The 22386-nt window shown below is 72.3% G+C and carries 11 protein-coding genes; 2 read left to right on the top strand and 9 right to left on the bottom strand.

Going from position 1 to position 22386, the window contains the following annotated elements; translation table 11 throughout:
* Positions 1 to 13: 13 nt before the first annotated feature.
* The 4 genes from AB0C62_RS26945 to AB0C62_RS26930 are packed head-to-tail and all read right to left on the bottom strand — an operon-like array spanning position 14 to position 5512.
* Positions 14 to 3163, bottom strand: a complete 3150-nt coding sequence (locus tag AB0C62_RS26945) for a type I polyketide synthase (protein WP_362977333.1) — start codon at positions 3161 to 3163, stop codon at positions 14 to 16.
* A gap of 53 nt (positions 3164 to 3216) precedes the next feature.
* Positions 3217 to 3954: an alpha/beta fold hydrolase gene (locus AB0C62_RS26940; RefSeq protein ID WP_362977331.1), complete on the bottom strand. Its 738-nt coding sequence runs from the start codon at positions 3952 to 3954 to the stop codon at positions 3217 to 3219.
* On the bottom strand, positions 3951 to 5201 hold the full coding sequence (locus tag AB0C62_RS26935) for a cytochrome P450 (RefSeq protein ID WP_362977329.1): 1251 nt from the start codon (positions 5199 to 5201) through the stop codon (positions 3951 to 3953). Before AB0C62_RS26935 ends, AB0C62_RS26940 begins: the two co-directional genes overlap by 4 nt.
* Positions 5198 to 5512, bottom strand: coding sequence for a phosphopantetheine-binding protein (locus AB0C62_RS26930; RefSeq protein WP_362977327.1), 315 nt, complete (start codon positions 5510 to 5512; stop codon positions 5198 to 5200). The genes AB0C62_RS26935 and AB0C62_RS26930 overlap by 4 nt, the downstream gene beginning before the upstream one ends.
* Positions 5513 to 5948: 436 nt before the next feature.
* Between AB0C62_RS26930 and AB0C62_RS26925 the strand changes: the two genes are divergently transcribed.
* The gene (locus AB0C62_RS26925; RefSeq protein ID WP_362977325.1) at positions 5949 to 7460 is read left to right on the top strand and encodes an FAD-dependent monooxygenase; all 1512 of its coding nucleotides are present in this window, start codon (positions 5949 to 5951) and stop codon (positions 7458 to 7460) included.
* A gap of 87 nt (positions 7461 to 7547) precedes the next feature.
* Here AB0C62_RS26925 and AB0C62_RS26920 read toward each other — a convergent pair whose 3' ends face one another.
* The 4 genes from AB0C62_RS26920 to AB0C62_RS26905 all read right to left on the bottom strand — a co-directional run bounded on the left by AB0C62_RS26920 (position 7548) and on the right by AB0C62_RS26905 (position 13242).
* Positions 7548 to 7751 carry a helix-turn-helix transcriptional regulator gene (locus AB0C62_RS26920; protein ID WP_362977355.1) on the bottom strand — a complete coding sequence of 68 codons (204 nt, stop codon included), beginning with the start codon at positions 7749 to 7751 and terminating at the stop codon, positions 7548 to 7550.
* A 23-nt stretch (positions 7752 to 7774) separates the two neighbouring features.
* Positions 7775 to 8347, bottom strand: a complete 573-nt coding sequence (locus AB0C62_RS26915; protein WP_362977323.1) for a Uma2 family endonuclease — start codon at positions 8345 to 8347, stop codon at positions 7775 to 7777.
* 190 nt (positions 8348 to 8537) lie between these two features.
* Complete coding sequence (locus tag AB0C62_RS26910; protein ID WP_362977321.1) at positions 8538 to 9278, bottom strand: alpha/beta fold hydrolase; 741 nt, start codon at positions 9276 to 9278, stop codon at positions 8538 to 8540.
* 70 nt (positions 9279 to 9348) lie between these two features.
* Entirely contained in the window at positions 9349 to 13242 is a 3894-nt protein-coding gene (locus AB0C62_RS26905; protein ID WP_362977320.1) for an amino acid adenylation domain-containing protein, read from the bottom strand.
* Between the two features lie 152 nt (positions 13243 to 13394).
* On the opposite strand from AB0C62_RS26905, the gene AB0C62_RS26900 reads away from it, so the two are divergent.
* Positions 13395 to 14588, top strand: a complete 1194-nt coding sequence (locus AB0C62_RS26900; protein ID WP_362977319.1) for an RNA-guided endonuclease TnpB family protein — start codon at positions 13395 to 13397, stop codon at positions 14586 to 14588.
* Between the two features lie 38 nt (positions 14589 to 14626).
* On the opposite strand, the gene AB0C62_RS26895 is transcribed toward AB0C62_RS26900, so the two are convergent.
* Complete coding sequence (locus AB0C62_RS26895; protein WP_362977317.1) at positions 14627 to 22384, bottom strand: amino acid adenylation domain-containing protein; 7758 nt, start codon at positions 22382 to 22384, stop codon at positions 14627 to 14629.
* Positions 22385 to 22386 lie beyond the last annotated feature (2 nt).

Raw genomic sequence — 22386 nt, 5'->3', positions numbered from 1 at the left:
ACGAACGGTGTTGCTACACGTATCCGCGCTCGATCAGCGCGTACAGATCGTCGTCACTGCCGCTCTGCGGCCCTCCCGGCACGTCCGGCACATCCGGGGCCTGCCGCGTCTCCTCGGCCGCCGGCGGCTGCGTGTCCGGCCGCGGGGCGGCGGGCGTCTGCGGCTGCAGCAGGGAGAAGAGGTGGCGGGCGAGCGTGTGCGCGGTGGGGTAGGTGAACGCGACGGTGGCCGGCAGGCGCAGGCCCACGGCCGCGGCGAGCCGGCCGCGCAGCCCCACCGCCGTCGCGGAGTCGAAGCCCAGCGCCTTGAAGGTGGCCTCGGGGCGTGCCGCGATGTCGGCGCCCGTGATGCCCGCGTCCTTGACGCTCAGCAGGGCCGCCGTCTCGGCGCACACCAGGGCCAGTACCGCTGCCTGCGAGGTGAAATCCGCGGTCCTGGTGTCCGGGGCGGGTGTGGCGGCCGCCGGGGTGTCGGGGCCGTCGGGGGCGGTCAGCCAGTACCGGCGGCGCTGGAAGGGGTAGGAGGGCAGGGGGACGGTGTGCGGGCGGTGGGCGGTGAACGCGGGTGTCCAGTTCACCGGCACGCCCCGCACGTGCAGTTCGGCCAGTGCGGCCAGTACCTTGCCGGCGCTGCCGTCGCGGCGGTGCAGGGTGCTCGCCAGCAGCGGCGGGGCGGCCAGCGTGTCCGCGGCCTCCTCCATCGCCACCTGGAGCACGGGGTGCGGGCTGACCTCGACGAACACCCCGCCGCTTTCGCGCATCAGGGTGTCGACGACGTCGCCGAAGCGGACCTGCGAGCGCAGGTTGTCGTACCAGTAGGAGCCGTCCAGGGCGCGGGTGTCCAGGGCGGTCGCGGTGACCGTGGAGTGGAACGTCACCGCGGACTCGCGCGGGGTGATGCCCGCGGTGTCGGCGAGGAGCCGCTCCCGGATGCGTTCGACGTGGTGGGAGTGGGAGGCGTAGTCGACCTTGACCCGCCTCACCCGGACCCCGTCGGCGGCGGCCGCGGCGGCGAACTCGTCGAGTGCCTCGTCGTCCCCGGAGATCACCACGGACGCGGGCCCGTTGACGGCGGCCGTCGACAGCCGCCCCGGCCACTGTTCCAGCCGTTTTTGGACCCAGGTCCGGGGTGCGGCGACCGCGCTCATCCCGCCGAGTCCGGCCAGCGCCTTCAGGGCCTGGCTGCGCAGGGCGACGACGCGCGCCGCGTCCTCCAGGGTGAGGGCGCCCGACACGCAGGCCGCGGCGATCTCGCCCTGCGAGTGCCCCACCACGGCGTCGGGGACCACGCCGAGGGAGCGCCACAGTTCGGCCAGCGACACCATCATCGCGAACAGGGCCGGCTGGACGACGTCCACCCGTTCCAGCGAGGCGGCCGACGGCGCGCCGGTCACGACGTCCACCAGCGACCAGTCCACGAACGGTTCGAGGGCGCGGGCGCACGCGTCGATCGAGCGGGCGAAGACCTGTGACTGCGTGTAGAGCTGCCGGCCCATGCCGGGCCACTGGGATCCCTGGCCGGGGAAGACGAAGACGACCGGGCCCGTCGCGCCGGTGACCGTGCCGCGGACCGTGCGGGCCCCGTCGGCGCCGGAGGCGAGCAGGTCGAGGCCCTCCAGGGCTTCCTGGCGGCTCTCGCCCAGGACCACGGCGCGGTGCTCGAACGGCGAGCGGGTGCGGAGCAGGGAGTGGCCCACGTCGGCGGCGCTCAGCGAGGGGTCGGCGGCCACGTGGTCGCGCAGGCGGGCCGCCTGGTCGGCGAGGGCCTGCCGTGTGCGGGCGGACAGCACCCACGGGAGCGTCCCGAAGCCGCCCGCCGGGACCGTGTCCCCTTCGCTGGAAGGAAGTTGGGATGCGGGTAGGGGGGCGGGTGCGGGGGCCTGTTCGAGGATGACGTGGGCGTTGGTGCCGCCCATGCCGAACGCGGACACGCCGGCGCGGCGTGGCCGGCCGGGTGTGCTCGGCCAGGGCCGCGGCGCCGAGAGGACCTCGAAGTCGTCGTGGAAGTCGGGGATGGCGGGGTTGGGGGCGTGGAAGTTGAGGCTGGCCACCAGGTGGCCGCGTTCCACGCACAGTGCCGTCTTGACGAGGCCGGTGATGCCCGCGGCCGGCTCCAGGTGTCCGACGTTGGTCTTCACCGAGCCGACGACCAGGGGGCGGCTGCGGGCGCTGTGTTCGGACACCGCGCGCAGGCCGGCGATCTCGGCCGGGTCGCCGAGCCGGGTGCCGGTGCCGTGGGCCTCGACGTAGTCCACGCTGTCGAAGGGCAGGTCCGCGCGCCGCAGGGCGGCCCGGACGGCGGCGGCCTGCCCTTCGGGGCTGGGGTCGGGCATCCGGGTCGAGGCTCCGCCGCTGCCCACGCCCCAGCCGCGGACCACGGCGTGCACGGGGTCGCCGTCGGCGACGGCGAGGTCGAGGCGTTTGAGGACGACGAACGCGCCGCCCTCGCCGCGGGCGAAGCCGCTGGCCCGTTCGTCGAAGGTGAAGCAGCGGCCGTCGGGTGACAGGGCGCCCAGGTTGGCCAGGCCGAGTCCCGCCTGCGGGTCGACGATCAGGTGCACGCCGCCGGCGATCGCCATGTCGACGGCGCCGCCGGCGATCCGGTCGCACGCCAGGGCCAGCGACACCAGGGAGGAGGACTGGCCGGAGTCCGCGCAAAAGCTCATGCCGCGCACGTCGAACAGGCCGGAGATCCGGTTGGCGATCAGTGCGCCGCTCGAGCCGAGCGCGGCGTAGTGGTCTTCGCTGTCGGCGCCGGACAGGGTGCGCAGCAGTTCGTAGCCGGAGGGGGCGGTGCCCACGACGACGTCGATGTCGCGGCCGGCGAGCGTGTGGGCGGGGATGCGGGCGTCCTCGACGGCCTCCCAGGCCAGTTCGAGTCCCAGGCGCTGGGCGGGGTCCATGGCGGCGGCCTCGGCCGCGCCGGTGGTGAAGAAGTCGGTGTCGAAGCCGTCGACGGCGTCGAAGAACGAGCCCGCCGCGACGGTGGCGGCGTCCGGGTGGCCGGCGGGGAACGGGCGGGCGTCGGCCGCCCGCTGCGGGGGGAACGTTCCTAGGGTCGACTTCCCCTCGGTCAGAAGGCGCCAGAAGGCGTCCAGGCCGTTGACGCCGGGGAAGCGGCACGACATCCCGATGACGGCTATACCAGTGGCTGCGCCACTCATTCGAAATCCTTCCGGTTGCCTCGGCACACGGGCGCCGGGCCGCGGCGCGCTCATCACCCGCGGGCGAGCGTGGTGAGCAGTTCCTGCGGCGCGTCCATGAAGTCGTAGTGGCCGCCTTCGACGACCCGGATCTCGACGGAGTCGGCGTACCGGCGCCAGCCCTGGAGTTCTTCGAGGCTGACGTCGTCGTCCTCGCGCCAGTGCAGGACGACGACGGGGCAGTCGATGCGGGCGGGTTCGGTGCGCCGGTAGGCGCCGGCGGCGGCGTGGTCGCGCAGCAGCACGAACATGCCCATGTCGATCATGTCGGGGCGGGGTTCGATGCCCCGGCCGCGCAGGAACGTCTCCAGTTCGGTGCGCAGTTCGTCGTCGGTGAGGGAGAGCATCCGGTCGCGGGCGGCCTCGTGGGGGGCGGGCTGGCCCGACACGAACAGGCACTGCGGGGTGGGCAGGCCGAGTTCGGCGAGGAGCAGGACGCTCTCGTAGGCGGGCAGGGCGCCCGCGCAGTGCCCGAAGAACGCGAACGGGGTGTCCAGCAGGGGTGTGAGGGCGTCGACGAGGGTGGCGGCGAGGTTCTCGTAGGTGCCGTAGTGGGGGTGGGCCAGGCGGTTCTCGCGGCCGGGGAACTGCACCGGGCAGACCTCGGCGTCGCCGATGGTGGCCGGCCAGGCGCTGAAGGCGGAGGCCCCGGAGCCGGAGAAGGGGAAGCAGAACAGGCGGGCGGCGGCCCGGCCGGGTGCGGGGGGCCGCACGAACCACGGCGAGGGGGTGGTGGCGGGGGCGGCGGTCATGGGGTGGGCCGTTTCTGAGCGGCGATGGGCAGGTGGGTCATGCCGGCGATGAAGTAGGAGCGCAGGTGCTCCGGTTCGCCGGCGAGGTCGAGGGAGGCGAACCGCTGGAGGAGTTCCTCGAAGAAGACGCGCAGGGTCAGGCGGGCCAGCGGTGCGCCGATGCAGAAGTGCGGGCCGAAGCCGAAGGCGACCTGCCGTTTGGCGTTGGGGCGGGTGATGTCGAAGGTGTGCGGGTCGGGGAACTGGGAGGCGTCCCGGTTGGCCGATCCGATCCACGCGACGACGGCCGCGCCGGCCGGGATGACGCCGCCCGCGATGGGGACGTCGGTGACGGCGTAGCGCATGAAGTTGCAGGCGGCCGAGGTCCAGCGCAGGCCTTCCTCGACGAGGTTGGGGATCAGCGTCGGGTCGGCCTGGGCCTTGTCGAACTGTTCGGGCCGCTCGATGAGGGCCTGCACGGTGCCCGAGACGGTGTGCGGGGTCGTCACGTTGGCGCCGAGCAGGATGCTGTAGCCGTCGAGGGCGATCTCCTGGTCGGTCAGCGGTGCTCCGCCCGGGCGGACGCTCATCAGGTGGTGGAGCAGGCTGTCGTCCTCGTCGCCGGAGGCCCGGCGGTGTTTGACCCACTCGGTGACGTAGGTGACGAGTTCGTGGTGGGAGATGGCCAGGGTGGCGGCCTCGCTGCCCAGTTGGAAGTGCGGGTCCGAGGGTGCGGTGACCATCGCGGTCAGCTGGACGAGTTCGGCCCAGTCCTTGTCCGGGATGCCCAGCAGCGGGCCGGTGACGATCGCCGGGAGGAGCAGGGCGCGCTCCGCGAGGTCGAACGCCTCGCCGTCCAGGGCCGGTTCGAGGAAGCGCACCACCGTCCGGCGGATGGAGTCCTCCCAGGAGCGGACGGCGCGGGCGGTGAGCTTGGAGCCCAGCGGCCTGCGGACCTCGGTGTGCCGGGGCGGGTCGGTGGAGGTCAGCAGCACGCCGGCGGCGACGTCGTCCTGCCCGAGGTGGGTGGGCACGGTGCCGCGTTCGGAGGTGAACTCGCGGTGGTCGCCCAGGACGCGGCACACGTCCTCGTAGCGGGTGACCGACCAGAACTCCCGTCCGTCGGGCAGGACCTGGTGGTGCAGGGGCGCCTTGGCGCGCATCAGGTCCCAGACGGGGTGCGGGTCGCCTGCCGTGTAGAGGTCCAGGTCGAACAGGTCGACGGCATCGAGGTCGATGTCGTGCGCGGGACCCGGCGTCAGTCTCATGTGCGGGCCCTTTCCCGCTCGATCAGTTCGGCGACGCGGGCCGGGGTCTGGGCCAGGTAGAAGTCGCGTACGGACAGCTGGACGCCGTAGTCCTGCGCCACCCGTTCGATGATCTTGATTCCGGTCAGTGAGTTGCCGCCGAGGGCGAAGAAGTCGTCGTCCCGCCCCGCTTGGGGGCAGTTGAGGAGTTCCCCCCACAGCGCGGCGAGTTCGTCCACCAGCGGCACCGGGCCGCCCGAGGGCGCGTCCTGGCGTGGTGCGGTCTCGTCCTGTCCACCTCGCGGGTGGATCACCTGCGGCGCCGATTCCATGGCCAGTGTTTCCTTCCTCCGCCGATCGAAAGTGCCCGCTCGCGTCCTGCGGCCAATCCGTCGGGCCGTCGTCGTCCGCGCGGCCACCGGGGTCGGGTGTGCTGTCCCGCCGGCGAGACACGTTCGCCGCATGGCCGACTGGAGTGTCACCCGCCGGCGGCCCCGCCCACACCGGGTCCGGCAGCGCCCCGGTGGGGGCCGGCCGGTGGGGTTGAGGGTGGACGGGCGGGCCTGCACGCTGCCCCGCCCGTCCACCCCGCCGCTCCCGCGAGGGGGATGTCACGCGGCTCGGGTGTCCCGCCGGCGGGACGGCACAAGGGCGCCCGTTCCGCGCCCCGGGCGGGCGCGGGGCCGCGTTGACCGGCCGGTGGCGGGGGCGTGAACGTGAAGGCGACGCACCGACGTTGAAGGCCCGGCGGAATCGAGGGGGAACGACGTGACAGACACCGGCATGGACGCCGAGGTGGTGATCGCGGGCGCCGGGCCGACGGGCCTGATGCTCGCCTGCGAGCTGCGGCTGGCGGGCGTCGACGTGATGGTCCTCGAACGGCTCGCGGAGCGTACGGGCGAGTCACGGGCCGGCGGGATCCACTCGCGCACCCTGGAGGTGCTGGACCAACGCGGCGTCCTCGACCGGTTCCTGGCGGCCGGTGAACTGCAGCCGGTGGGCCACTTCTCCGGCCTCTACCTGGACTTCGAGGAGGCGGAGTCCCGCCACCCCTACCCGCTGATGATCCTGCAGTCCGTCATCGAACGGCTGCTGGAGGAGTGGGCGGGCGAACTCGGCGTGCGGGTGCTCCGGTCCGCCGAGGTCGGCGGGATCAGCCAGGACGAGAACGGCGTGAACGTCGCAGTGGGCCCGGCCGGCCCCGGACAGCGGACGCTGCGCGCCCGCTACCTGGTGGGCTGCGACGGCGGACGCAGCACCGTGCGCAAACGGGCGGGCATCGGCTTCCCCGGCACCGAGGCGACGATGACGGCGCTGATCGGCGACGTCGAACTGCCCGGCCTGCCCGAGGAGTACGTGTGGATCCGGCGCTGCGCGGGCGGCGACTTCTCGGCGATCGCCTTCGAGCCCGGCTGGTACCGGGTGATCACCTCCGAGTACGACCGGGTCGCCGACCGCGACGAGGCGCCCACCTTCGAGCAGCTGCGCGACTCGCTGGTACGGCTCGCGGGCACCGACTACGGCATGCACAGCCCGCGGTGGATCTCCCGGTTCAACGACGCCGCCCGCCAGGCCGACCGCTACCGCCAGGGCCGGGTGCTGCTCGCCGGGGACGCCGCGCACATCCACTTCCCCGCCGGCGGCCAGGGCCTGAACATGGGCGTGCAGGACGCGGTCAACCTGGGCTGGAAGCTGGCCTCGGTGGTCCGCGGCCGGGCTCCGGAGAGCCTGCTGGACAGCTATCACACCGAGCGTCACCCGGTCGCGGAGCGGGTGCTGAACAACACCCGGGCGCAGTCGGCGCTGGCCCGTCCCGGCCCCCAGTCGGACGCGCTGCGCGAGGTGTTCGGCCAGCTCATGGTCTTCGACGACGTCAACCGGCATCTGCGGCACATGCTCAGCGCGCTGGACATCCGCTACCCGGCCGACGACCGGCACCTGCTGTCGGGCCGCCGGGCCCCCGACGCCGACCTCAAGACGGCGGGCGGCATCACCGGCGTCAGCGAACTGCTGCACGCCGGCCGGCCCGTGCTGCTCGATCTGGGCGCGGGCGCCCAGGTGACGGCGGCCGCCGCCGGCTGGGCCGATCGCGTCGACGTCGTCGAGGCGGTCAGCGAGGACGAGCACTGGTTCGTGCCCGCCGCCGGTGAGATCCCCGCCCCCGCCGCCCTGCTGATCCGTCCCGACGGCCACGTCGCCTGGGCCACCACCAACAGCCCCGACATCGCCGCCCTGCGCCGGGCGCTCACCACCTGGTTCGGGCCGACCCTGCCCAGCTGAGACAGCGCCGAAAGCGATCGGTCCATGGGCCGCGGCCGGTCGTTTCCGAGCGCTTGGGTGGCGGCGGCTGTCAGGGCCCCGTCGTTCTCACGACGAGGATGGCGACTGCTCGGCACTGGAGGCGAAGGCCAATGTGAGCTGGCATCCCAGTGCCGAGGCAATGCGTTCCAGGAGTGCCAGCGTGGGCTGGCCACGGCCGGACTCGATGCGTGAGATGGCAGCCTGTCCGGTCCCTGCGAGCTCGGCCAGGCGTGCCTGTGACATGCCCCGCCGTCCACGCCAGTACCGCACCAGTTCACCGGTGTCGTTCACGGTCAGGAGTCCGCGCCGTAGCGCGGCAGAGCCGCGGTATCGATCGTCCAGTCACCGATGCTGATGACGTCCCCGAAGGCGTAGTGCTGCCTGTTTTCGTATGCGGGCACGCCGCTACGGCGGGTGGGCGCCCAGTGGTGGACTGCGGTGCCGTCCCGGGGATCGACGATCAGGTAGTGCGGCACGCCCATGGCCGGATAGTCCCGCAGTTTGGCCTCGTAGTCGTTGCCGGGATTCGAGGGCGAGACGATCTCGATCACCAGGTGAGTACGGCGAGGATCGATCGCGTCACCCTGCGCCGTAGCTTCTTCCTCGTCGACCACGACGAGGTCGGGGACCCGCAGCACCCCGAGCCCCGCGTCCTCCATATCGGTCTCGATCATGAGAACGAGCTCCGCCCCGAGCTGGGGCTCCAGTTTGGTGCGCAAGCGGTGTGCGACCAACTGGTGGCGCTTCTTCGGGCTCATCATCATCAAAAGCTGACCGTGACTGATCTCCGGCCAGGCCAACGGTTCGGGCTTGTCGAAGGCCTCACGGAACTCACGCAGATGACGATAGACATCCTGTTCGGTCACACTCCCACCGTACATGACGAAATCGTCATAGCCCCGACGGCGTTTGGGCTCTTCGGGACACCGCAGGATGCGGCAACGGGGAGGGGGCCGCAGCCTGTGTGCCCAACCGTTCGACGCCCCCATTTCTCTGTGATCCCAGCGCAGCGCGCCTGGACGGTCGTCCAGGCGCGCTCACACCGGCATCGTTCGCTCAAGATCTCCCGTCGCCGGCGGAGCGGGCCGCGATGGTGTCCAGGATGTCGCGGCCGTGGTCGACGAGGTACATGTGGTCGCCGGGGAGCTCCGCGTAGGTGAAGCCGGCGGTGGTGGCGTCCTGCCACTGGCGGGCCTCGGCCGCGGTGACCAGTCCGTCCCAGGCGCCGCGCAGGGAGCAGATCGGCACCGCGAGGGGGGTGTCGGTGGAGGGGACGTAGTTCTCGTGCATCTCGCAGTCGGCCTCCAGGACCGGCAGGATCAGCTCCCGCATCTCCGGGTGGTCCAGGGCCTCGTGGCGAAAGCCCGCGAACTCCTCGACGCGGGCGAGGAACTCCTCGTCGGGCAGGCCCGTCGCGCGGCGTTCGCGCTGGGTCCAGGGGCCCGGTGAGCCGCTGACGACCAGGCGCTCCACGTGTACGCCCCGGGTGGGGAGCAGGTGCGCGAGTTCGTAGGCGAGGACCGCGCCCAGGCTGTGTCCGAACAGCACGGTGGAGGTGCCTTCGCCGAGGTCGGCGACGATGTCGTCGATGGAGCCCTTGGCCGCCTCGACGACGTTGCGGTACGGCGTGTCCAGGATCCGCCGTTCCCGGCCGGGCAGTTCGACCGAGGTGACGCGCCACCGGCCGGCGGACAGTTCCCGCCAGGGGTGGAAGAACGAGGGTCCTGCTCCCGCGAACGGCACGCACAGCAGCGTGGTCTGCTCCGGGTCTTCCTGCGGTGTCCAAGGTCCGCTCACCGCGGCCCACCCCCATCCGTTCGGTGTGATCGTGTGTCGGTCCGGTGCCGGGCGCCGGACGGGCGGCCGGTCATGCCAGCCTGTCGCGGGCGATCTCGAAGAACTCGGCGACCGGCGCCGGCATGTGCATCTCGTGGTGCGAGGCGTTCATGGTGTGCACGTCCAGGGCGCCCAGGACGTAGGGCCGCCACAGGTGGGCGTAGGAGGTGTCCTCCTGGGCCGCGTTGAAATACAGCACGTCGCCGCGGTAGGCGGGCGATTCGAAGTCCATCATCAGGGCGGCGTTGTTGGCGAGGACCTTCGCCATGGTGTCCAGGAAGCCCTGCCGGCCGCCCAGGCGGATGTACTGGCTGAAGTCGTCCTCGAGTTCGGCCCGGTAGTCGGCGGAGTCCTTGCCGGCGTGGACCTCGCGGAATCCGTGGCCGCCGGGCTGGGCGTCCAGGATCGCCACCAGGGCGACCTGGTGTCCGAGCCGGTCCAGGGCGTCGGCGACGGCCTGGACGACCGTGCCGCCGTAGGACCAGCCGATGAGGTTGAAGGGGCCTTCGGGCTGGGTGCGGAGGATCTGGGTGACGTAGTCGTCGATCATCTCCTTCGCCGAGGAGGCGAGGGTGTCCACGCCGTCGGAGCCGCGGGACTGCAGGGCGTAGGCGGGCCGGTCCTGCAGGTGCGTGACGAAGCTGTAGTAGGCCCAGCCCAGGCCGCCGCCGCCGTGGAAGAACCACACCGGCTTCTTGCCGGTGCCGGGGTCGCTGTTCAGGGGGAGCACGACCGCGAAGGAGTCGGCGTCGTCGGCGGGGACACCGCCGGCGAGCATCAGCGCGGCCAGTTCGGCGACCGTGGGGTACTTGATGATCGTCCTGATGGGGATGTCGATGCCGAACTCGCCGCGGACGCGGACGCTGAGCCGGGTGGCCAGCAGCGAGTGCCCGCCGAGCGCGAAGAACCCGTCGTCGACGCCGACCTCCTCCAGGCCGAGCAGCTCACCGAACAGGGCGCACAGCCGCTCCTCGTAGGAGTTGCGCGGTTTGCCGCCGGTCGCGGCGGCGGCCGTGTCCTCGGCGGGCAGGGCGCGCCGGTCGAGTTTGCCGTTGGAGGTGAGCGGGATGTGTTCCAGGGTGATCAGGGTGGCGGGGACCATGTAGTCGGGCAGGCGTTCGCGCAGGTGGCCGGCGAGTGCGGCGGTGTCCGGGGCGGTGCCGGGTTCGGGGACGACGTAGCCGATCAGGCGTTTGTCGCCGTCGCCGTTCTCGCGGACCAGGACGGCCGCCTCGGCGACGTCGGGGTGGCCGGCCAGGGCGTGTTCGATCTCGCCGAGTTCGATGCGGAATCCGCGGATCTTCACCTGGGAGTCGGCGCGTCCGACGTACTCGAGCTGTCCGTGCCGGCTGAGGCGGACGAGGTCGCCGCTGCGGTACATGCGCTCGCCGGGCGTGCCGAAGGGGCAGGCGACGAAGCGGGCGGCGGTCAGGCCGGGGCGGCCGTGGTAGCCGCGGGCCAGTCCGTAGCCGGCGACGTACAGTTCGCCGGTCACGCCGGCGGGCACCGGTTTGAGGTTGTGGTCCAGGACGTGGGCGGCGAGGCCGGGGATCGCCGGGCCGATGACGCTGGCGCGGTAGCGGGCGGCGGCGTGCTCGTCGAGGTCGATGCGGGTGACGTGCACGGTGGTCTCGGTGATGCCGTACATGTTCACCAGGACCGGCGCGTCGCCGTCGTGGCGTTCGTACCAGTCGTTCAGGCGGTTCAGGTCCAGGGCCTCGCCGCCGAACACCACGTAGCGCAGGGCCAGTTCGCGGTCCGGGTGCTGGGCGTCGGCCTGGATGAGCTGGTAGAAGGCGGAGGGGGTCTGGTTGAGGACGGTGACCTGTTCGCGGGCCAGGAGCCGCAGGAAGTCCTCCGGGGAGCGGGAGACGTCGTAGGGGACGACGACCAGGCGGCCGCCGTGCAGCAGCGGGCCCCACAGTTCCCACACGGAGAAGTCGAACGCGTAGGAGTGGAAGAGGGTCCACACGTCGTCGGCGCCGAAGGCGAAGTCCTGGGCGGCGGTGAAGAGTCCGACGACGTTGCGGTGCGGGACGAGGACGCCCTTGGGGCGGCCGGTCGACCCAGAGGTGTAGATCACGTACGCGGGGTGGTCGGGGTGCAGCGGGCTGCGGCGTTCGGCGTCGGTGAGGTTGCCGGCGTCGCTGTCCGCGGTGGTGGGGGTGCCGCTCTCGTCGAGGTGCAGGCGGGGCAGGTGGGGGGCGAGGTCCTGGACGGCGGCGGTGCCGGTGGTGGTCAGCAGGAGGACGGGGGCGGCGTCCTGGATGAGGTAGGCGATGCGGTCGGCCGGGGAGTCGGGGTCGATGGGCAGGTAGGCGCCGCCGGCCTTGAGGACGGCGAGGATCGCGACGACGAGGTCGGCGGAACGCTCCAGGCAGATGCCGACCAGGGACTCGGGGCCCACGCCCTGGATGAGGAGGTGGCGGGCGAGGCGGTTGGCGCGGGCGTTGGCCTCGCCGTAGGTGAGGATGGTGTCCTCGCAGACCACCGCGACGCTGTCGCTGTGCCGGGCCGCCTGACGTTCGAAGAGGGCGACCAGGGTGGTGTCCTCGATCGGGGCGCCCGCGGTGGTGGCGTCGGTGAGGCGCTGGTGTTCGCCGGCGCTGAGGACGTCGATGTCACTGACGCGCAGGGACGGATCGGCGGCGAACTGTTCCAGGACGCGGGTGAGGCGGGCGGAGATCTCCTGGGCCGTCTCACGGTCGAAGAGGTCGGTGGCGTACTGCAGGTCGCCGCACAGTGCTCCGGCCTCGTCCATGGTGAGGAAGAAGGTGAGGTCGACCATGGCGGTCTCGGGGATGGCCTGTTCGAAGCGGACGTCGAGGCCGTCGAGTTCGAAGCCGGGCTTCTCGTAGCTCTGCCAGGAGAAGATCACCTGGAAGAGCGGCTGGTAGGCGGCGGAGCGTTCGGGGTTGATGGCCTCGACGATCGCGTCGAAGGGCACGTCCTGGTGCTCGTAGGCGGCCAGTGCCTTGTCGCGTACCTGGGCCAGCAGGCTGGTGAAGGCGGGGTTGTCGGACAGGTCGGCGCGCAGGACCTGGGTGTTGACGAAGCAGCCGATCAGGTCGGCCAGGGCTTCGTCGGTGCGGCCGGCGATCGGGGAGCCGATCGTCACGTCGTCGCCGCCGCCGAGTTTGCCGAGCAGGACGGCCAGGGCGGCCTGCAGGAGCATCGACATGCTGGTGCCGCGCTCCTTGGCGAGCGTCTGCAGGACGGTGGTCGTGGCGGTGTCGACGTGCAGGGGGACGGTGTCGCCGTGCGAGCCGGCCTCGGCGGGCCGGGGCCGGTCCAGGGGCAGGTTCAGCGGCTGCGGCACGCCGGCGAGTTCCTTGCGCCAGTACTCGACCTGCGCCGCGGCGAGACTGCCCGCGTCCCCCGGCTCGCCCAGGACCTCGCGCTGCCACAGCGCGTAGTCCTTGTACTGCACAGGCAGCGGCTCCCAGTCGGGTGCGCCGCCCCGGGTGCGGGCGGTGTAGGCGGCGAACAGGTCGCGCATCATCGGGGCGCTGGAGCTGCCGTCGGAGGCGATGTGGTGGATGACCAGGACCAGGACGTGTTCGTTCGGGGAGCAGCGCAGGATGTCGGCGCGCCAGGGCAGTTCGGCGGTCAGCTCGAAGCGGTGCGCGACGGCCGCGTCGATGACCGCGGGCACGTCGGCGGGCGGCACGTCGCGCACCCGTACCTGCTGTGCGGTGTCCGCCGCGGCGACGAGGCGTGAGCAGGGTTCGCCGGCGTCGTCGAGGGCGTACAGGGTGCGCAGGATCTCGTGCCGTTCGGCCACGTCGCGCAGGGCGTCGGTGAGGGCGTCCTGGTCGAGGGGGCCGGTCAGTCTGAACGCCGCCGATATGTTGTAGGTCGCCGCTCCGCCCTCCAGTTGGTGCAGGAGCCACATGCGGCGTTGGGCGTATGACAGCGGGATCATCGGAACTCCTCCGTGGGCAGCCCGGCCTTCAGACCGGGAAGATAGCGGTCTCCTGCGGAGCAGGGTGTGGGCTGATGTGACGTCGAGGCGGAGTACAGCGCTCTGACCAGCGCGTTAGATTTCTTACAAACGGTGGCGCTAGTTTGTGAGCCGTGACCACTGTCGTGAAGCGGGCGTTCAAGTACCGCTTCTATCCCACCGATGCGCAGGCAGCCGAGTTGTCGCGCACGTTCGGGTGTGTACGGAAGGTCTACAACCTGGCGCTGGCCGCTCGGACGCAGGCGTGGGCGCGGCAGGAGCGGGTGAACTACAACCAGACCTCGGCGATGTTGACGCTCTGGAAGAAGTCGGAGGAACTGGCCTACCTGAACGAGGTGTCGTCGGTTCCGCTGCAGCAGGCACTGCGGCACCTGCAAGTGGCGTTCACCAACTTTTTCGGTAAGCGGGCGAAGTATCCAAGGTTCAAGTCCCGGAAGAGGTCGCGGAAGTCCGCCGAGTACACCACCAGCGCGTTCCGCTTCCGGGACGGCAGGCTGACGCTCGCGAAGATGCGTGAGCCGCTGGACATCGTCTGGTCCAGGGCGCTGCCCGCCGGCGTGTCCCCTTCGACGGTGACAGTCTCCCAGGATTCGGCCGGACGCTGGTTCGTCTCGATGCTGTGCGAGGATGCGTCCGTCCAGCCCCTGCCCGCCACGGACACGGCCGTGGGTATTGATGTCGGCCTGAACCACCTGCTGACTCTGTCGACCGGCGAGAAGATCACCAACCCCAGGCACGAGCGCCGCGACCGTGCCGCCCTGGCCAAAGCACAGCGCAGACTGGCAAAGAAGGCCCCCGGTGACGGCGCGAACCGGGTCAAAGCCCGCCGCAGAGTCGCGAAGATCCACGCCCGCATCACCGACCGCCGCCGTGACACCCTGCACAAACTGACCACTCGACTCGTACGTGAGAACCAAACGCTCGTGATCGAGGACCTGACCGTCCGCAACATGGTCAAAAACCGGAACCTGGCCCGAGCCATCTCGGACGCCGCATGGGCAGACTTCCGCGGCATGCTGGAGTACAAAGCCCACTGGTACGGACGCAAGGTGATCGCCGTCGACCGGTGGTTCCCCTCCTCTAAACTGTGCTCCCACTGCGGCACCCTCAAGAAGCGGATGCCGTTGCATGTCCGCACCTGGACCTGCGACTGCGGCACGACCCACGACCGGGACGTGAACGCGGCGAAGAACCTGCTGGCCGCCGGACTGGCGGTGACAGCCTGTGGAGCTGGTGTAAGACCTCAACGGAGCACTCCGGGCGGGCAGTCGGCGACGAAGCAGGAAACCCCACAGCGCGAGCCGTAGGACGCCCCTTCCCTGAGGAAGGGCGGGAAGTCAATGCTTCACTCCTTTGCGAACATCTGGCGCAGGCTGGGGCGGCGGGGGGCGGCCGATTCCTGCGACCACGTGGCGAGTTCGGCCACGGTGGGCAGGTCGAAGATCGTGCGGATGGGTATCTCGATGCCCATCTCCGCGCGGGCGCGGGCGATGAGGCGGGTGGCGAGCAGGGAGTGTCCGCCCCGTTCGAAGAAGCCGTCGTCGATGCCGACCCGGTCCAGGCCGAGGACTTCGGCGAACAGGGCGGCCAGGGTTTCCTCGCGGGGGGTGCGGGGGGCCCGGTAGGGGGCGCCGGTGTACTCCGGTTCGGGCAGGGCGGCCCGGTCGAGTTTGCCGTTGGGCATCAGCGGCAGCCGCGGGAGCAGGACGACGGCGGAGGGCACCATGTAGTCGGGCAGTTGCTGGGCGGCGAAGCGGCGGATCTCCTGGGCGGTGGTCTCCTGGGCGGGCACCACGTAGCCGATCAGGCGGGTGGCGGTGCCGGTGCCGCGGGTGATGACGGCGGCCTGGGCGAGGTGCGGGTGGGTGGTGAGGACGGCCTCGACCTCGCCGGGTTCGACGCGGAAGCCGCGCACCTTGACCTGGGCGTCGTCGCGGCCCGCGTACTCCAGCCGGCCCTCGCCGGTGAGGCGGGCCAGGTCGCCGGTGCGGTACATGCGGGCGCCGGGCGCGCCGTGGGGGTCGGGGACGAAGCGGGCGGCGGTCAGGGCGGGGCGGTCGTGGTAGCCGCGGCCGATGGTCCCGCCGACGTACAGTTCGCCGACCGCGCCGGGCGGGACCGGGATGAGGCCGGGGCCCAGGACGTAGGCGCGCATGTTGGCGAGCGGGGTGCCCAGCGGGACGCTGCCGCCCGCCCCTGTGTCCTGGGGGGTGTCGGCGGCGGTGTGGGTGGTGGCGTAGAACGTCTCGCTCTGCCCGTAGGCGTTGACGACGCGTACGCCGGGGAATGCCTGGCGGGTGCGTTCGACGAGGGCGGTGGGCAGGGCTTCGCCGGCGAAGACGACGCTTTCCACCTGGGTGCGGCCACTGATGTGGTCGAGGAGTTCGGCGAAGGCGGAGGGCACGGTGGAGATGACGCTGCCGCTCCACTGCTCGCGTTCGCCCAGGACCAGGACGTCGCGGACCAGTTCGACGGTGCCGCCGGTGGCGAGGGTGGTGAAGATCTCGAACGCCGAGACGTCGAAGTTGACCGACGCTCCCGCGAGGAGTCGTTTGCCCGGTCCGAGGTCCAGCCGGTCGGCGAGGTGCAGTACGCCGTTGACGACGCCCGCGTGGGTGATGGCGACGCCCTTGGGCCGGCCGGTGGAGCCGGAGGTGTACATCACGTACGCCAACTGCTGTGCCCGCACGTGGTGTTGGGGTGGTGCGGCGGAGGGGTCGGGCAGGGCGGGCAGGTCGAGGGTGTCGAGGAGGAGGGTGGGGGCGCTGTGGTCGGGCAGGAGGGCGGCGGTCGCGGTGTCGGTGAGGACGAGGGCGGGCCGGGCGTCGGTGAGGATGGCGGCGAGGCGGTGGCCGGGGTACTTGGGGTCGAGCGGCAGATAGGCGCCGCCCGCCTTCAGGACGGCGATCAGGGCGATGACCAGGTCCGCGGTGCGGGGCAGCGACAGGGCGACGAGTGACTCCGCTCCCACGCCGCGTGCGGCCAGGTGGTGGGCGAGGCGGTCGGCCCGGCTGTTCAGCTCCTGGTAGGTGAGCGTGGTGTCGTCGGTGACGAGGGCGCTCTCGTAGGGGGTGCGGGCCGTCTGCTGCTCGATCAGGGCGCCGATCGTGGTGTCGGGGGTCGGGGCGGCGGTGTCGTTGAAGTCGACGAGGAGCCGCTGGCGTTCGCCGCCGGTCAGGGTGTCGAGGCGGGCGGCGGGCAGGTCGGGGCTGTCCGCGAGCCGGGCCAGGACGCGCACCAGGCGGGCCGCGTAGTCCTCGACGGTGTCCCGGTCGAAGACGGAGCGCGCGTACTGCAGGGTGAGTTCGAGGCGGGGTTCGACCAGCGCCATCAGGGTGAGCGGGTAGTTGGTGCCGGTGGCGTGGTCCAGGCCGGTGACGGTGAGGCCGCCGGTGGCCTCGCCTGCGGCGCTCAGGCCCTGTTCGTCGACGGGGTAGGACTCGAAGACGACGAGGGTGTCGAAGAGGGCGGGCAGGCCGGTGGGCTGCTGGATGTCGGTGAGGCCCACATGGTGGTGGTCGGACAGGGCGGCCTGGCGGCTCTGCAGGCCGCTCAGGAGGTCGGCGAGGGTCTCGCCGGGGGCGTGCGCGACCCGGACCGGCAGGGTGTTGATGAACATGCCGACCATCGACTCGACGCCGGTGACCTGGGCCGGGCGGCCGGAGACGGTGGCGCCGAACACCACGTCCTGGCGTCCGGTGAGCCGGCCGATGAGCAGCGCCCAGGCGCCCTGGAGCAGGGTGTTGGCGGTGACGCCCAGGCGGGTGGCGCACCGGCCCAGTTCGTTCGCCAGCTCGGGCGGGAGCGGGACGTCGACCTCGTCGAGGCCCTGCTCTCCTGTGTCGCCGGCGCCGGGGGCCAGCAGGGTGGGTTCGCTCAGGCCGTCGAGTTCGCCGGCCCAGGCCCGCGCCGACTCCTGCTCGTCCCTGCGGGCGCGCCAGGACAGGTAGTCGCCGAAGTCGCGGGGGGCGGGCAGGGCGGCCGTGTCGCCGCCGGACGCGTACAGGAGCAGGAGGTCCTGCAGCAGCAGGGGGGTGGACCAGCCGTCGAACAGGGCGTGGTGGGCGGTCAGTACGAGTTCGGTGCGCCCGGGTTCCAGGTCGAGGAGGGCGATCCGCAGCAGGGGCGGTGTGGTGATGTCGAAGGGGGCGGCCCGGTCCTGGCGAAGGAAGTCCTCGAACGCGGCGGTGCGCCGGGTGGGAGGGTGGGCGGTGAGGTCGAGGTGCTGCCAGGGCAGGGGCACCGTCGTGGGGATCACCTGGAGCGGTTCGCCGTCGGCGCGGTCGACGAACGCGGCGCGCAGGCCGGTGTGGCGGTCCAGGAGGGCCTGTCCGGCCCGGCGCATGCGCTGCGGGTCGACGTCGCCGCTGAGGTGGAACACCAGTTGCATGCGGTAGGCGTCGAAGGTGGACGCTCCGGCGAGCAGGGTGTGGAAGAGCATTCCGGACTGGGCCGGGGTCACCGGCCACACCTGGGTCAGGGGGCCGAAGCGGTGTTCCCAGGTGTCGATCTCCGGCTGGGACACCTGGGCGAGGGGGACGTCGCTGGGGGTGAGGCCGCCGGCGCCGTCGGTGGTGGTGTGGTGGGCCAGGGCGGTCAGGGCCTTCACCCACAGGTCGGCGAGTTCGCCGACCTCCGTGCGGGTCAGGACGCCGGTGGCGAAGCCGAAGTAGGCGCTCAGTTCGTCGCCCTCGTCGGTGGTGGCGGCCACCGCGTTGATCTCCAGGGCGGACAGGACGGGCATGTCCGGGTCGGCGGCGGCGATCAGGTCCTGGTGGCCGGTGTCGGGGGTGAAGCCGGCGCCCCGCAGGTGTTCGGGCAGGTCGGCGGCGGAGGCGCGGCCCAGGTAGTTGAAGCCGATCTGCGGCTGGGGCAGGGCGGCCAGCACGGTGGCGGTGCGGGGGTTGAGGTGGCGCAGCAGGCCGTGGCCCAGGCCGTTGTCGGGGACCGCCCGCAGGTGTTCCTTGACGGCCTTGAGTGCTGATCCGGCGGCGGGGCCGCCGGCGAAGGCGTCCGCGAGGTCGAGGCCGGTCAGGTCCAGGCGGACCGGGTACATGGCGGTGAACCAGCCGATGGTGCCGGTCAGGTCGGCGCCGGGGACGAGGTGTTCCTCGCGGCCGTGGCCCTCCAGGCGGACCAGTGCCGGGGACGCGGGGGCGCCGCGGGTGGCGCGCCAGCGGGCGAGGGCGAGGGCGAGGCCGGTGAGCAGGGCGTCGTCGGCGCCGCCGCGGTACAGGGCGGGCAGGGTGGTCAGCAGGGTGTGGGTGATGTCGGCGGGCACGCGGACGCGGACGGTGTCGGTGGTGGCGGCGGTGTCCCTGGCGGGGTCGGTGCGGCGGCTTCCCAGGGGTGGTTCGCCGTCGCGGAGGATCTCCTGCCAGTGGGGCAGTTCCGCTTCCCGTTGGGGGGTGTTGGCCGTCTCGGCCAGGGCGTGGGCCCAGCGGCGCAGGGAGGTGGAGGCGGGGGCGGGCGGGGGTTCGAGGCCGTCGCGGACGTGCTGCCAGGCGTCGGCCAGGTCGGGGAGCAGGATCCGCCAGGACACGCCGTCGACGACGAGGTGGTGCAGCACGATGAGGAGCCGGCCGGGCCGGGTGTCGTCGGTGAGGTGCACGAACTGGGCCATCACGCCCGCCTCGGGGTCCAGGCGGGCGGCGGCGGCGTCGAGTTCGGCCTGCACGGTTGCCGGGTCGTGGAGCGTGCGGTGGAGCAGGTCGGCGGCGTCGATGCTGCCGGGCGGCTGCATGCGCAGGCCGGGCTGGAGGCGCACGAGGCGGGAGCGCAGCACGTCGTGGCGGTCCACCAGGGTCTGCAGGGTGGCGGTGAGCTGCCCGGGGGTGATGCCGTCGGGCAGGGTCAGCAGCGCGGACATGCAGAACCGGCCGGTGCCCGCGCCGAGGGCCAGGACGTGGGCGGCGGTCGGGGTCAGCGGGGCCCAGCCCACGCCGGCGCCGGGCAGTTCGGCCAGGACCGGCCGCTCCTGCACACCGCGGGCCTCGATCAGTTCGGCGAGCCGGGCGATGGTGCGGTGCTCGAAGATGTCGCGGGTGCTGATGTGCACGCCGCGTGCCGTGGCCCGGGCGACGACCTGGATGGAGCGGATGCTGTCGCCGCCGCTGGTGAAGAAGTCGTCGTCGATGCCGGCCTGCCGGTTGCCGAGGACGTCGGCGTACACCTCGGCCAGGACGTGTTCGGTCGCGGTGCGCGGTGCCCGGTGTGCTGCGGTGGTGAAGCGGGGTGCGGGCAGCGCGGCGCGGTCGAGTTTGCCGCTCGCGGTCAGCGGGAGGCGCGGAAGGACCACGAGGGCGGCGGGCACCATGTAGTCCGGCAGGTGCCGGGCGGCGAAGCGCCGCAGGTCGGCCTCGGTGATCGGCGGGGGTGGGGCGGCGCCGTCGGTGGTGGCCGGGGGTGCCAGGTGGGCGACCAGGCGGGGGCTGCCGGTGACGTCCTGGTGGACGGTGACGACGGCCTGGCCGACGGCGGGGTGGCGGGCCAGGACGCTCTCGATCTCGGTGGGTTCGACGCGGATGCCGTTGATCTTCACCTGGGTGTCGGCGCGGCCCGCGTAGACGAGGTGGCCGTCCCGGTCGAAGCGGGCCAGGTCGCCGGTGCGGTACATGCGCTCGCCGGGCGCGCCGTGGGGGTCGGGGACGAAGCGCTGTGCGGTTGCCGCCGCATTGTCGTGGTAGCCGCGGGCGAGGACTCCGGCGACGTGGAGTTCGCCGATCACGCCGGGCGGGACGGGGGTCAGGTCGGGGCCCAGGATGTGGGCGCGCATGTTGGCCAGGGGCCTGCCGATGGGCAGCGCGCCGGTGGGGGCGGCCTCGTCGGGGAGGGTGTGGGTGGTGGCGTAGAAGCTTTCGGTCTGGCCGTAGGCGTTGACGATCCGTACGCCGGGCAGCACGTCGTGGACCTTTTCCACCAGGTCGGCGGAGAGGGCTTCGCCGGCGAGGACGAGGGTGTCCACGGCGAGGCGGAGGCTGCCGGGGTGGTGGGTGATGTGGTCCAAGAGGGCGGAGAACACGGCGGGTACGGCGCTGATGGTGCTGCCCGACCAGGCGTCGCGTTCGGCGAGTTCGAGGACGTCGCGGACGATCTCGACGCTCGCTCCGGTGGTGAGGGCGGTGAAGATCTCGAACACGGAGACGTCGAAGTTCACCGAGGTCGCGGCGAGCATCCGCTGTCCGGGCTCGACGCCGGTGATGCGGCGCAGGTCGGCCACGCCGTTGACGACGCCGGCGTGGGTGACGGCGACGCCCTTGGGGGTGCCGGTCGAGCCGGAGGTGAACATCACGTAGGCGAGGTGGTCCGGCCGCACCCGCACGTCGGGACCGGCGGGGGCCGGGAGGTCGAGGTCGAGGTCGTCGAGGTGCAGGACGGGGGCGGCGGCGGGGACGGGGCCGGCGGCGGTGGCGCGGTCGGTGAGCAGGAGGGCCGGCCGGGCGGCGGTGAGCAGGAGGCTGGTGCGGGCGGCCGGGTGCTGGGGGTCGACGGGCAGGTAGGCGCCGCCGGCCTTGAGGACGGCCAGGAGGGCGACGACGAGGTCCGCGGTGCGGGGCAGGGCGACGGCGACCAGCACGTCGGGGCCCACCCCGTGCGCGCGCAGATGGGCGGCGAGGTGTGCGGCGCGGTCCTCCAGCTGCCGGTAGGTCAGGGTGGTGGTGCCGCAGACGACGGCGGTGGCGTCGGGGGTACGGGCGCTCTGGGCGGCGACGAGTTCGGGCAGCGTGGATGCGGTGAGGCCGGTCGTGGTGTCGTTGAGGTGGGCCTGGCTCTCGCGTTCGGTGTCGGTGCGCACGTCGAGGGCGGCGAGGGGGGCGTGGGGGGCGGCGACGACGTGGCGCAGGACGCGCACGAAGCGGTCGGCGATGGCGACGGCCGTGGTGTGGTCGAAGAGTTCGCTGGCGTACTCCAGGCGGCCGTAGGCGCCGCCCGAGGCGTCGGGGACGATGTTGAAGAACAGGTCGAACTTGGCGGCCTTGGTGTCGGCGGCGAGCGGGGTGGCGTTCAGGCCCGGCAGGTGGATCTGCGGCCACACGAACTGCCAGGCCAGCATGGTCTGGAACAGCGGCTGGTAGGAGGTGGCGCGGTCCTGGCCGAGGAGTTCCACCAGGCGTTCGAAGGGCAGGTCCTGGTTGTCGTAGGCGGCGAGCGCCTTCTCCCGTACCTGTTGGAGCAGGTCGGCGAAGGTGGGGGTGGTGGACAGGTCGGCGCGCAGCACCCAGGTGTTGACGAAGAAGCCGATGAGGTCGTCGAGTTGTTCGTCGGCGCGGCCCTCGATGGGGCTGCCGATCGTCACGTCCGCTCCCCCGCCGAGTTTGTGCAGGAGCAGGGTGAGGGCGGCCTGGGCGGCCATGGGGGCGGTGGCGCCGTGGTCGGCGGCCAGTTTCCCGATGCCGGTGAGGAGTTCGGGTTCCAGGGTGAAGGAGACGTGGCCGCCGTGGTGTCCGGGCATGGTGGGCCGGGGCCGGTCCAGCGGCAGCTGCACCGGCTGGACCACGCCGTCCAGTTCGTGTTGCCAGTAGTCGGTCTGTGCCGCGGCGACGGACTCCGGGTCGTCCTCGTCGCCGAGGAGCTGGCGCTGCCAGAGCGTGTAGTCCTTGTACTGGACCGGCAGGGGTGTCCAGTGCGGTGCGTGTCCCTGGCGGCGGGCGGTGTAGGCGGTGACCAGGTCGGTGAGGAAGGGGGCCATGGAGGCGCCGTCGACCGCGATGTGGTGGAAGACGAACGCGACGACGTGTTCCTGCGGGGAGAGCCTCAAGACGGTGGTGCGCAGCGGGAGTTCCGTGTCCAGGTGGAAGCCGTGGCGCAGGACCTCCTCCAGCCGGCCGTCCAGGTCCTGGGGGGTGGTGTCGGTGATGTGGAAGGGCAGGACGGCTTCGGCGGGGGGCAGGATCCGCTGGCCCGGTGTGCCGTCGGCGTCCTCCACGATCAGGGTGCGCAGGGTTTCGTGCCGGGTGGCGACGTCGGTGACGGCGGCGGCCAGTGCGGCGGTGTCCAGGGGGCCTTCCAGCCGGAGCGCGAAGGGGATGTTGTAGGTGGCGGAGGGGCCCTCCAGGCGGTGGAGGAACCACAGCCGGCGTTGGGCGAACGACAGCGGGATCATCG

The organism is Streptomyces sp. NPDC048643 (genome assembly GCF_040650615.1).
Classification (GTDB): Bacteria; Actinomycetota; Actinomycetes; order Streptomycetales; family Streptomycetaceae; genus Streptomyces.
The sequence above is the reverse complement of the archived record's forward strand: the minus strand, read 5'-3'. Positions and strand labels throughout refer to the sequence as shown.

Coding starts and splice junctions, on each gene's coding strand:
- AB0C62_RS26930 (WP_362977327.1), bottom strand. CDS start 5,512: ATGGAATCGGCGCCGCAGGTGATCCACCCGCGAGGTGGACAGGACGAG.
- AB0C62_RS26945 (WP_362977333.1), bottom strand. CDS start 3,163: ATGAGTGGCGCAGCCACTGGTATAGCCGTCATCGGGATGTCGTGCCGC.
- AB0C62_RS26895 (WP_362977317.1), bottom strand. CDS start 22,384: ATGATCCCGCTGTCGTTCGCCCAACGCCGGCTGTGGTTCCTCCACCGC.
- AB0C62_RS26905 (WP_362977320.1), bottom strand. CDS start 13,242: ATGATCCCGCTGTCATACGCCCAACGCCGCATGTGGCTCCTGCACCAA.
- AB0C62_RS26935 (WP_362977329.1), bottom strand. CDS start 5,201: ATGAGACTGACGCCGGGTCCCGCGCACGACATCGACCTCGATGCCGTC.
- AB0C62_RS26940 (WP_362977331.1), bottom strand. CDS start 3,954: ATGACCGCCGCCCCCGCCACCACCCCCTCGCCGTGGTTCGTGCGGCCC.